Below are 11,640 nucleotides of genomic sequence, written 5' to 3' on the forward strand. Positions count from 1 at the left end.
CGGCTGCACGGGGGCGGCCTGCGGACCGGCGCCCTCCACGCTGCCGGGGACGCGGATGCCGCGCGTCTGGCCGCCGGCCTGCGGGCGCAGCCGCTCGATCAGTTGCAGCGCGGCGGGGTCCGACTGCGCGAGCACGGGCGGCATGCCGGCGAGAAAGGCCAGCGCAGCCGCGCCGGCGAGCAGGAACGAGCGGGTCATGGAGCACTCTCCTTCGATGAGATCACATCTACCACGCGCGCAACGCGGCCGCATCCGAAGCCGTTCACACCAGGCCGACGAGACGCCATGCCGGCATCCTGTCGGCCAGCAGGTGGGCGACGCCCTCCGCGATGCGCGCCCGATCCTCGGGTCCGTCTCCGGGGCGGGAGAGATGCGCGGCCACGGCCGCGGTCTCCGCCGGCACGCCATCCTGCAACGCGACGATCACCGCGAGTTCCGCCGCGGAGGCCGGGATGGCGGTGCCAAGCGCGGGCACCGCCGCCCCGAGCGGCGCGGCGATGGCCGAGGCCTCGGACGCCAGCCGCCGCAGCAACGTGGCGTTGCAGCGCGCCGCACGTGCGCGGGCCGCGGCGCCAGGTTCGACATCGCGCCAGAGCGGGCTGGCGACGTCGCTGCCCAGCAGCAGCACGGCGAGGTCGAGCGGCGTGAGGCCCTGCACCGCCGGGAGCGCGGCAAGTTCGCCGATCGTCTTCGGCCCCGTCGCGAGGGCGGCGAGCAGCGCCTCCGCCTGCTGCGGCGTGGCAGAGGCCTCGCCGGCCTCGGTCGGGATGACGATCTTCGCCGCCGAGGGTGCGACGTCGAGCGCCATGCGGATCTCCGGCAGCATCGCCCGCCCGCCCGGCCGCCGGCCGCGTACGAAGACGTCGGTGCGGAAGCGGCGGGTGAGGAAGGTGTCGCGCAGCGTCTCGCCCGCGAAGCCCGGCGGAGCGGCGGCGACGGCGCGAATCTGCGTCTCGGTCAGGTTGAGGTCCGGCAGGCTGCGCGCCGGGCGGGCGCAGCCGCCATACTCCAGCCGCGCACGCGAGAGGTCGCGCGCGAGGTCGGCATGGAAGACCGGCCGCCAGAAGCTGGTGAGCCATTCATGCACCATGTAGGCGGGCGCGCGGCGGCCGCGCGTCAGCACATGGTCCAGCACCTCCTCGCGCGGCAGGTGGCGGGCGCCGGCGGCGCGCAGGGCCTCGACAGCGGCGAGCGCGGCCATGCCGCGCTCGGTGTCGCTGCCCGGCATGCCGCGCACCGCTTCCTCGAGCAGCCGTTGCAGCGGGATGCAGTCGGCGAAGCCCGGCAGCGCGTTGTAGCCCATGAAGACGAGGCCACCCGCCTTCACGCGGGACCGCAGCAGGCGGACGATGCCCTCCCGCACCGGATCGGGCACCCAGGTCCAGACGCCGTAGCAGATGACGACGTCCACCTCGGGCAGCAGGCGGGCGCTGCTGTCCTCGTCGAGTTCCGCGAGGTCGGCCTCGATGAAGCGGGCGTTGTCGAGGCCGGCCTCGGCGGCGATCTCGCGCGCCTCGGCGATGTGCACCGGCTGGAGGTCGAGACCGATGACATCCCAGTGCGGATTGGCCGCCGCCAGCAGGCAGGCGGTGACGCCGCGGCCGCAGCCGATGTCGAGCACCGTCAGCCGCTCGCGGTCCGCCGGCCGCCATACCGTGTCGGCGATGGCGAGCGTCATCTGCAACCGCGGCGGCGCCGTGTCCGGCTGGTAGGCCGCGACGTAGCGGACATCCGCGGCGCCGTAGCGGGTCTTGGCGTCAGCCATGTCGCATCCCCTGCCCGCGCCGCCTCACGCGAGGCCCATCATGCGCCAGGCCGCCAGGCGCTGCGCCAGCACGTCCGCGATCCCGGCGCGCGCGCCCTCGAGCGCCTCGGGCCCGCCCTCGGGATCGGCGAGGCGTGCAGCGAGCGCCGCCGCATCCGGCGCCGAACCTTCCTGCAAGACAACCGCGACGGCGAGTTCCGCGGCGCTCATCTGCACCGCGCAGCCCAGCCCGGGCACCGCGGCGCCGAGCGGCGCGTCGATCGCCACCGCGTCCCGCCCCAGCCGGTGCAGCAGCACCGCGTTGCAGCGCGCGGCACGCGCCTTCGCCCCGGCATCGGCCGCCGGATCGCGCCACAGCGGATGGGCGAAGCCGCTGTGCACCAGCATCACCGCGAGGTCGAGCGGATTGAGATCCTCGTTCCCTGGCAGCGCGGCGAGTTCGCCTAGCGTCGCCGGGCTTCGCGCCAGCCTCTCGATGATCGCGGCGGATTGTTCGTCGGGCAGTTCCGCCTGGCCGCTCTGCGTCTGCAGCACGACGCGCGAGGCCTCGGGGGCTGCGGCCAGCGTGACCCTCACTCCAGGCAGGCTGCGGCGCGCGCCCGTGCGCCGGCCGCGCACGAAGATGTCGGTACGGAAGCGACGGTTGAGCAATGTGTCGAGCAGTGTCTCCCGTGCGAAGCCGGGCGGCGCAGCGCCCATCGCGGCCTGCTGCTCCGGCGTCAGGTTCAGCTCGGCCTGACCGTGCTCGGGGCGGGCATAGCCGCCGTATTCAAGTCCGACGCGCGCCAGGTCCCGCGCCAGGTCGCCATGGAAGACCGGGCGCCAGAAGGGGGTCAGCCATTCATGTGCCAAGGTGGCCGGGTTGCGCCGCCCGCGCATGAGGATGTGGTCGAGCACCGCATCGGGCGGCAGGTGCTTGGCGCCGGCCGCGCGCAGCGCCTCGACCGCGGCGAGCGCCGCCGCGCCGCGCTCCGCCTCCCCGCCCGGCTCGCCGCGCGCGGCTTCCTCAAGCAGGCGCTGCAGGGCGATGCAGTCGGCGAAGCCGGGCAGCGCGTTGTAGCCCATGAAAAGGATGCCGCCGGGCTTCATGCGCGCGCGCAGCAGGCGGAGAATGCCGGCGCGCACCGCATCGGGAACCCAGGTCCAGACGCCGTTGCAGATCACGGCATCAACCTCGGGCAGCAGGCTGGCGGCCTTGTCCTCGTCGAATTCGGCGAGGTCCGCCTCGATGAAGCGGGCGTTGGCGAGGCCGGCCTCGGCCTCCATCTCCCGCGCTTCTGCGACATGTGCCGGCTGGAAGTCGAGGCCGATGACATCCCAGCCGGGATTGGCCGCGGCCAGCAGGCAGGCGGTGACGCCGCGGCCGCAGCCGATGTCGAGCACCGCCAACCGGTCGCGGTCCGCCGGCGCCCAGACCGTGTCGGCGACAGCGAGCGCAAGGTGCATGCGCGGCGGCGCGGCGTCCCGCTGGTAGGCGGCGAAGTAGCGCGCATCGGCGGCGCCGTGGCGCGCCCTCATCTCAGGCATCCGGTCGCGTGCCCCACGTCACGCCATCTCCCGCGGTTCGAACACCGCGTCGCGCGCGTCCCTGGTGCGCGGGCGGGAGGTCGGCGCCCAGCTCGACCAGCCGAGCCGCGCGCCGCCGCCCATGGTGGCGGGAGGGACTTCCTCTTTCTTCAGCACCAGGTTCACGGCGAAGGCGGTATCCGGCCCGACGAAGAGGCGTGCGAGCTGGGTGATGCGCAGCCAGGCCGGGGTGCCGGGCAGCAGCGCCTCGAATTCCGCCCGCGTCAGCGGGCCGAAGCGGATGATGAAGCGGGCATGGGGGTCCCAGACCTGCGCCCCCGCCGTCGCCGAGACGCCGAGCGCGCAGTGTTGCACCGGCCCCCGGCCCTTGGGCATGCGCGTCTGCTCGTCGGGCGGCAGGCGGATGTAGCCGCCGGCGAATTCCTCGATCTCCACCTGACGGCCGGTCTCGGCTTCCAGCATGGCCCGCAGCCTTTCGGCGCTGCGCGTGCGGGAGGAGAGGTTGCCCGAGTGGAAGAGCAGGTCCTCGAAGGGCAGGCGCATGCGCTCGTCGAGATGCAACGTGCCCATGCCGATCGCGGCGGCGAGTGCGCGGCGCGCCGGCTCCGGGTTGCGCGTCGGCCGGTACTTGGCGCCCGCCTTGGCGTAGAGCCCCGTGGTCCGGCGCGCGAGCATGTCGAGGAAGGCATGCAGCGCGAGGGAGCGCTTGCGTTGCTCGGCCGCCACCATCGCCGTGTGGTGGCGCGGCAGGGCGCCGCCCGGTCCCACCAGGCCGAAGGTGCCGAGGGTGAGTTCGCCTTCCTCCGGCTTCGCCTGCAATATCGGCCCGGACGGCGTCGCGAGGCGCGCCGAGGTGCTCAGGCGCAGCGCCTCCGGCTCGCCTTCGGGCATCCCTGCCGCGCGCTGCGTGACCGCCACGGCCTGATCGAGGTCGAAGCGCGCAGGCTCCCGCCGCAGGCGCTCGACGGGGGAGAGCGGCACGAGGCTCGGCGAGGACGGAGGCTCGGGCGGCGGGCGGGAGGCCGCGGCCTGCTCCACCGTCGCGACCGTGAGGGATTCGAGGTCGGGCAGCACCGTTTCCGTGGATTCGGCCGGCGGTGCGTCCTGCGGCGTATCGCTCACAGCAGGGTCCGCGTGCCGCTGCGCGGGGCGAAGCGGGCCACGAGCCCCGGCCGCCCGCGGAGCGCGACCAGCGTGCGGGAGAATGCGTTGACCGAGACCTGCAAGGCGAGGAAACGCTCCAGCACCTGCGCCAGCGGATACAGCCCAGCCGCGCCCCAGGTCTGCGCGTCGAAGGTCAGCGTGACGTCGAGGCCGCGGGCGAATGTGCCGGCGCGCCCGCCGGGCAGGCGCGCGACGCCCGCCCGCGTGTCCACCGCCGCCAGCGCGCCGATCGCCGCGCGCGATTCGGCCGAATCACGCAGGTCGTGCAGGCGCAGGATCTCGCGCAGCGCCGCCGCCCCCTGCTCGCCACCGGTGACCGACAGGTGATTGAGCGCCAGATGCGAGATCAGCCGCCAGGCGCCGCGGTCGTTCAGCCCTGGGCGCAGCGTCGGCGTCGGCGGGGAGAGGCAATCCACCGCCGAGACCGGCGCACCGCCCTGGGAAACGCGCAGCCGAGGCTGGCCAGCGCCGAAGGGCAGCAGCGCGGGCAGGTCGCGATTGCAGCACAGCGCCTCGATGGTCAGCACGCCCTCGGCGGGGCGCGCCGGGTCGAAGCCGGCATCGCGCAGTTCGATCCAGGTCTGGGTGCCGGTGACGGGCGGCGTCGCGCCGCGGCGGAAGGTGACGTAGTTCGCTTCGGCGGCCGCCTCCTCCCCCTCCTCGGCGCGGCCGAGGCGGTAGAAGGGCAGCACGCTGCGCCGCATGCCGTCGGGGCGGCTCTCGCGCACCTGCTCGACGGCATAGACCTCGAGCGCGCCGGGACGGCGGGCATCGGGCACCACCATCCATTCGGACTGCGTGCCATCCAGCGCGATCGGCTCGCAGCGATGGGGGAAGAGGTTGATCGCCGGCGTGCATCCGAGCGCCACGTTCTCAGGCCCCAGCACACGCTCGAGTTCCGGCATGGCGCGGCCGAGATAGACGTAGATGTCGAGCCGGTCGCTTTCCTGCACGAGCGTCCGCGCCTCGAGCCCCTTGAGGTCGAGGTAGAGGAACTTCTCCGGAAAGGCGAACCACTCCGTCAGCATGCGGTAGCCGGAGAAGGAGCGGCTGGGCCAGGGCAGCGCGGCCTCGTTCTGCTCGAAGCCGGCCGCCTGCAGGCATTCCGGCCCGAGCAAGGTCGGCCGTGGATCGGCCGGGCTGTCGGCCAGCGCGATGCCGAGGGTGGAGGTGCAGAGCAACTCGTGCAGCAGCGCCGCCTGTGCACCGACCCCGCGCAGGTGCAGCCGCAGCCGGTCGAGCCCCACCTTGGCGAAGGTCAGGTCCGGCGTGGTGGTGCGCAACCCGATGCGCAGGCAGGCCGCCGCCCCCTGCACGCCCGGATTGGCCGGCGCGGCGATGGGCTGCCCGGCCAGCTTGAAGGTTTCGATCGCCACCGGCCAGACGGTCACGTCGTGGCAGGTGGCAAAGCGCACCGGCTCACCGCGCACCGGTTCGGTTTCAAGCAGCAGGCCGCGCGGGATGCGTGTCGCCCCCTGCGAATCGAGCGGCGGCGAGAGGCGCAGCGTCGTCATCGACGGCACCGGCGCGAGCAGGTGCGGCGAGAGCATCTCGAGCAGCGTCTCGCTGAACTCGGGCAACTCGTCGTCGAGGCGCTGCTGCACGCGCGCGGCGATGAAGGCCACGCCTTCGAGCAGGCGCTCGACATAGGGGTCGTCCACCGCCTCCGGCGTCACGCGCAGGCGCGCAGCCACCTTCGGATAGGCGTCGGCGAACTCGCCCGCAAGCTTGCGGATCGCGCCGAGCTCGCGGTTGTAATAGGGGAGAAGCGATTCAGACATCGCTCAGTCCTCCCGCACCGCAACGTCGAGCGTGGTGGGGCGCACCAGCGTCTCGAAGGAGATGTGCTCGGGCACCGGGTCGGTGCGCAGTATTGCCTCGATCCGCAGACGCAGGACGCGGTCGATCGATTCCCGTTCTTCCTTGCGGAGTTGCACCTTCACGTTCGTCAGTCGCGGCTCGAAGCGGGTGATGGTGGCCTGGATCTCGCGCGAGAGGGCGGCGCGGCGCTCCTCCTCGGTGAAGGAACCGGCGGTCGGGTCGGGCACGCCGTAGCCGACGGGCGAGAGCGGCAATTCCGCCAGGCCCGGATCGGGCGGCAGGCGGCGGCGGCGCGCGTTCAGCAGCGCCTCGATGTCGCGCCGCACCGCGAGGCGCAGTTGCTCCACCGCCAGCGACTGCGACAGCGGCGGGTCGCGCGGGCTGTCCGGGTCGGCATCCAGCAGCCGGTCGAGCAGCGGCAGCCGGACGCGCGGGCTCGATCGGGTGTCGCTCATTTTGTTGGCCTCAGACGCCGGCGCCGGCATGCGCCGGCTTGGCTTGCGCGCCATGCGCTGGCGCATTGGCGGCGGCGGGCGGGTTGGGCGCGGTCGCGCTGTGCGCTCCCGGCCCGATGCGGAGCATCGGGCCGCCTTTCGGTGCGCGGGTTGTGGGGCCGCGCGCTCAATCGAAGGTGATCTCATCGAACTCGGTGAGCGTCTTCGTCTCCTCGCCCACCAGGAATTCGCGCATGCCGAGGCCACGCACCAGGCCGGAATCCTCCTGCCATTCCGTCCCGCGCCCAAGGCGCAGCGGGTTCGGCATGTCCTTGGCCGTCCAGGGGTAGATGACCGGGACATAGACCACGCCTTCCTGGCCGTCCTTCATCTCGATGCTGGCGCGCCGCCAGTAGAGGTCCCGCGGCCGCTTCGGCGCATCGAAGGAGAGGGCGCGGAGCCGTTCCGTCGGCACCCACATGTACTCGCCGCCGGCGGTGTGCACCTCGATCATCGCGGCGAAGACGTCGTCGGCATCGCGGAAGTCGTCGAAGGCGGCGCCGTCGATCTTTCCCGGCACGCGCGGGCGCAAGGCTTCGATCTCGGCCGCGGCGGCCGCGGCGCCGGCCTTGTCGCCGGAGCGCAGCAGGGTGATGGCGCGCGCTGTCGCCTTCTGCGCCTCGGTCGGGTCCTCGCCCTGGAACTTCGGCACGCGGCCCTCGGCGAGCACCTGGCGGCGCACCACCTCGCCGCGCAGCAACTGGCGGAATTCCATCACCGTCGGCGAGGGCGTGTCCTCGATGACGGCGTCGAGGGCGCGGTCGGCGCGCTCGAACTCGCTGGCGAAGACCAGCATCTCGGCGAGCAGCCACCGCGGCCCCGCCTCCCGCGGGGCGGCCTTCACCGCGGCGGTCGCCGCCGCCACCGCCCCTTCGATGTCGCCCGCCTTGAATGCGTCGCCTGCCGTCGTCATGCCGCTTGCCTCGCCGCCTGGAGATCCGTGACGAGGCGGAAGGCTGCTCCCACCTCGTCCAACTGGTAATGCGGCTGCAACAGGATGGTGCAGCCATAGACGCCCGGCTGGCCGGGCTTTTCCGTCACCTCGACGCGCGCGTCGCGCAGAGGAAACCGTGCTCCCTGGTCGCCCGCCGAGCCGGAGATGTTGGTGAAGCCCTGCAGCCATTTCTGCAGGCGCCGCTGGATGTCGTCCGCCGTCTTGAAGGAACCCACCATGTCGCGGCCCATCAGCTTCACGCAATGGGCGAAGCGGCTGACGCAGAGCATGGCGTTGAACTGCGCCGAAAGACGCTGGTTCGCATTGGCCGCCGCAGCCGTCTCCCCGTTCATGCGCGGAGGGCGGTGGATGGACGGCGTGGCGGCGAAGGAGGCCTCGGGCAACATCTCGAGGCCGATGAAGGGGATCAGCCCCGCCTCGACGGCCTGGCGTTCCTGGTCGTCGGTCAGCGCCACCTCGACCGGCGGACGGAGGGAGGCATCGCGCGGATCGCCGGCCAGGCGCTCGGCCGGCAGGCTCTCGATGACACCACCCGCCGGTTCGCGGCTGACGGCGGCGCCACGCACATCGGCGGGCCAGGCGGCGCGGGCGAAGGCACGGATGGCGGCGGAAGCGAGCGCATAGCCGGCATTCATCCACACGCGGGCAGCGGAATCGGGGGCGTATTCGCGGTAGCGGAAGCCGTCCGCGCGCGTCGCGTCGTCCGGCCAGGGCGCGCGGGCCAACGCGCGGGGCAGCAGCACGGCGAGGAAGCGGCTGTCCTCCCGCCCCTGCAGGGCGCGCCAGCGGGTGCGGTCAGCCGCCTTCAGCACGTCGGTCAGGTCGGCCGCAGCATTCAGCCCCGCCCAGGTGTCGAAGCCGAGCAGCGCCGGATGCGCCGCGATCGCCGCCGGCGCGAAGGCCGCTGCGGCAACGCCGGCCAGCCCGTCCAGCCCGGCCACGTCGTCCGTCGGGCTGCCGGGGCCGGGGGCGTGGCGCACCTCGTAGTCGGCGAGCAGCATGCCGAAGGGCTCGCCGCCCGGCGTGCCGAACTCGCCCTCGTAGACCATCTTGAACAGGGCGGACTGGTCGAATTCCAGCGCGCGCTCGAAGTCACGACAAACCTCTGCCCAGCGCGCCGTCAGCACGCGGATCTTGATGCGGGCGCCGAAGGGCACGCGGTCCACCAGCCAGGACAGCGCGCGCCAACCGCCTTCGAGCCGGCGCAGGCGCTCATGGTGCAGGACGCCGTCGAGTTGCGTGCCGATCAGCCGGTCGAGCGCGGCGATGTCGCGATCGACGGCTTCCTCCAGCCGCGCGATGGCGCGCGCGCGGCCGGCCGGGCTGCGGTCGTGAGCGAGGATGTCGGCGAGGCGCGGCCCAAACCAGGCGTTCAGGCATTCGGCGGCGGAGGTGCCGGCGTTGAAGGCGGCGATGCCCTCCGCGCCGGCCGCGCCGCTTCCCTCGCCTAGGAAGCGCCCGGAAAGGACGAGCGCGCGAAGCGGCGCGGGCGGGTCAGTTTCGGTTCCTTGCGGCATGGTGCCGCACCTCTCTGTCCCGCCCGGCCGTGGTCAGGCTTTCTGCGGAATGCGCGCGACCATGCGCATGGAGGTGGAGAGTTCCTCCATCTGCAGCCACGGGCGAAGATAGGCGACGGCGTTGTAGACGCCGGGCTTGCCCGGCACTTCCTTCACCTCGACCTTCGCCTCGCGCAGCGGATAGCGGGCCTTCATCTCCTGGCCGGCGCTCTCGTTGCTGTTGACGTAGTTGCGGATCCAGCGGTTCAGCCAGATCTCGACATCCGTCGCCTCCATGAAGGAGCCGATCTTGTCGCGCGCCATCACCTTCAGGAAGTGCGCGAAGCGGCTCGTCGCCATGAGGTACGGCAGGCGGGCGGAGATGGCGGCGTTCGCCGTCGCCTCCGGCCGGTCGTACTTCTTGGGCTTCTGCACCGACTGCGCACCGAAGAAGACCGAGTAGTCGGTGTTCTTGTAGTGGCAGAGCGGCAGGAAGCCGAGGCCGGAGAGTTCCGCCTCGCGCCGGTCGGTGATGCCGATCTCGGTCGGGCACTTGGTGTCGCTGTCGCCGTCGTCCGAGGTGAAGACGTGCGTCGGCAGGTTCTGCACCTTGCCGCCGCCCTCGGCGCCACGGATGGCGACGCAGAAGCCGTACTGCGCGAAGGCGTCGGTCATGCGCGCGCCCATCACATAGGCGGCGTTCATCCAGCAGTAATGCTCGTGCTCCATCGCCTTGGGCTTGCCCTCGGCGTCGTAGGGAGCCTCCTCGTAGGCGAATTCCTCGACCGGCACGGTGGCCGCGCCGTACGGCAGGCGCGCGATGGTGCGCGGCATGACGAGATTGAGGAAGCGCGCGTCCTCGGTGTCACGCAGCGAGCGCCACTTGGTGTACTCGACCGTCTCGAAGATCTTGGCGAGGTCGCGCGGCTTCGACAGCTCGCGGAAGTCGTTCATGCCGAACATCTGCGACGCAGCCGCCGAGATGAAGGGCGCGAAGGACGCCGCCGCGACGGAGGAAGCGAGACGCAGCGTCTCGATGTCGTCCGGGTGGCTGGTCCATTCGTAGTCGCCGATCAGCGCGCCGTAGGGCTCGCCGCCCGGGGTGCCGAACTCGTTCTCGTAGATCTTCTTGAACAGGGTCGACTGGTCGAACTCCACCGCGCGCTGCAGGTCGCGCGACATCTCGCGCTTGCTCATCTGCAGCAGGCGGAGCTTCAGCGAGGTTCCGGTCTCGCTGTTCATGACCAGGTAGTGCAGCCCGCGCCAGGAGCCCTCGAGCTTCGAAAAGCGCTCGTTGTGCATGATCTGGTTGAGCTGCTCGCTGACCTTCTGGTCGATCGCCGCGATGGCGCGGTCGAAGGTCTGCTGCAGGTTGCGGCTGAAGGTCACGGTGCCCTTCAGCGCTTCCTCGGTCAGCGCCTTGATCAGGTCCGTGGCGCGATCCTTCTCGGTCTGCTTGGTGGCGCCGATGACCTGGTCGAGCAGGCCAAGGCCGCCTTCCGCCTCTGTCGTCGTCGTTGCGCCGGCAGGCTGCGATTCGGTCTGGCTCATGACTCAGCCCTCCTTCTTGTCGATGCCGAGTTCGGCGGAGAGCTTGTCGAGCTTGTCCTTGTCCTGCAGCACCTGCTCGAGCAGCTGCTCCAGTTCGTCCGAGCGGTCGACCTTCGACATCAGGTCGCGCAGCTTGGCGCGCGTCTCGAGCATCGCCTTCAGCGCCGGCACCTGCTCGGCCACCTTCGCCGGCTCGAAATCCTCGAGGCTGCGGAACTTCAGGTTGACCGCCATCTGGCTGCCGTCGCCGGCGAGCGTGTTGTCGACCTTGATGTTCAGGCCCGGCTGGATGCGCGCCATGACATCGTTGAAGTTGTCGCGGTCGATCTGCACGAACTTGCGTTCGGCGAGCGGCTTCAGCGGTTCGGTCGGGTCGCCGGCGAAGTCGCCCATGATGCCGACGACGAAGGGGAGCTCGCGCTCGATCTGCGCGCCTTCGGTCTCGACCTCGTAGGTGATGTGGACGCGCGGCTTGCGGACCCGCGCGAGCTTGTCATGCACGCTGCTCATCAGAATTCCTCCAGAGGGCGAGGTCCGTAGCCCAAGGGTTTCGGATCGCGCGAAGATTACGCAGGCAGTGTGATCCGGGTCAACGCATCCGGATCACAGGGTCCGTTACTCGGGAACCCGTATCCCGAGGGTGGTCAACATAGCCCTACGGGCACCGGCATCGGGCAGGATCTCCGCCAGAAGATCAGGCAACGGCATGCGTGCACGGCGCACCGCGTCGTCGAGCGTGAAGGCGAGCGGGGAATGCGGCTCCGTCCGCCGGAAGAAGTCGGCGATGTCCTCGAGCTGGCGGATGGCGTCGTCGCGGGTGCGCAGCGCGCGCGGGGCGCCGGCCGCCGCGGCGGGGGCGCCCGGGGC

Annotated in this window: 10 protein-coding genes and 1 pseudogene; all 11 read right to left on the bottom strand. The window is 71.8% G+C overall.

The window, feature by feature from the left end:
• A partial coding sequence (locus GXW76_RS23120) for a hypothetical protein (RefSeq protein ID WP_211864503.1) occupies nucleotides 1-198 on the bottom strand: 198 nt, incomplete at its 3' end.
• 64 nt (nucleotides 199-262) lie between these two features.
• Entirely contained in the window at nucleotides 263-1,765 is a 1,503-nt protein-coding gene (locus GXW76_RS23125) for a class I SAM-dependent methyltransferase (protein WP_211864504.1), read from the bottom strand.
• A 24-nt stretch (nucleotides 1,766-1,789) separates the two neighbouring features.
• Complete coding sequence (locus GXW76_RS23130; RefSeq protein ID WP_211864505.1) at nucleotides 1,790-3,283, bottom strand: class I SAM-dependent methyltransferase; 1,494 nt, start codon at nucleotides 3,281-3,283, stop codon at nucleotides 1,790-1,792.
• 27 nt (nucleotides 3,284-3,310) lie between these two features.
• Nucleotides 3,311-4,414, bottom strand: coding sequence for a type VI secretion system baseplate subunit TssG (tssG, locus tag GXW76_RS23135; RefSeq protein WP_211864506.1), 1,104 nt, complete (start codon nucleotides 4,412-4,414; stop codon nucleotides 3,311-3,313).
• A complete protein-coding gene (gene tssF / locus GXW76_RS23140; protein ID WP_211864507.1) occupies nucleotides 4,411-6,237 on the bottom strand; it encodes a type VI secretion system baseplate subunit TssF in 1,827 nt (608 codons plus the stop codon). The genes tssG and tssF overlap by 4 nt, the downstream gene beginning before the upstream one ends.
• Nucleotides 6,238-6,240: 3 nt before the next feature.
• Nucleotides 6,241-6,732 carry a type VI secretion system baseplate subunit TssE gene (tssE, locus tag GXW76_RS23145; RefSeq protein ID WP_211864508.1) on the bottom strand — a complete coding sequence of 164 codons (492 nt, stop codon included), beginning with the start codon at nucleotides 6,730-6,732 and terminating at the stop codon, nucleotides 6,241-6,243.
• Nucleotides 6,733-6,898: 166 nt separating this feature from the next.
• Nucleotides 6,899-7,684 carry a type VI secretion system accessory protein TagJ gene (locus GXW76_RS23150; protein ID WP_211864509.1) on the bottom strand — a complete coding sequence of 262 codons (786 nt, stop codon included), beginning with the start codon at nucleotides 7,682-7,684 and terminating at the stop codon, nucleotides 6,899-6,901.
• On the bottom strand, nucleotides 7,681-9,243 hold the full coding sequence (gene tssC / locus GXW76_RS23155; protein WP_211864510.1) for a type VI secretion system contractile sheath large subunit: 1,563 nt from the start codon (nucleotides 9,241-9,243) through the stop codon (nucleotides 7,681-7,683). Before tssC (GXW76_RS23155) ends, GXW76_RS23150 begins: the two co-directional genes overlap by 4 nt.
• 33 nt (nucleotides 9,244-9,276) lie before the next feature.
• Nucleotides 9,277-10,773 (bottom strand): type VI secretion system contractile sheath large subunit, encoded by a 1,497-nt coding sequence (gene tssC / locus GXW76_RS23160; protein WP_211864511.1) that lies wholly within the window; start codon nucleotides 10,771-10,773, stop codon nucleotides 9,277-9,279.
• Nucleotides 10,774-10,776: 3 nt separating this feature from the next.
• Nucleotides 10,777-11,283, bottom strand: coding sequence for a type VI secretion system contractile sheath small subunit (gene tssB / locus GXW76_RS23165; protein ID WP_211864512.1), 507 nt, complete (start codon nucleotides 11,281-11,283; stop codon nucleotides 10,777-10,779).
• Between the two features lie 105 nt (nucleotides 11,284-11,388).
• Nucleotides 11,389-11,640, bottom strand: a pseudogene (locus GXW76_RS23170) (type VI secretion system protein TssA); the annotation flags it as partial.

Origin of the sequence: Neoroseomonas soli (genome assembly GCF_018129065.1) — a bacterium.
GTDB lineage: Bacteria > Pseudomonadota > Alphaproteobacteria > Acetobacterales > Acetobacteraceae > Neoroseomonas > Neoroseomonas soli.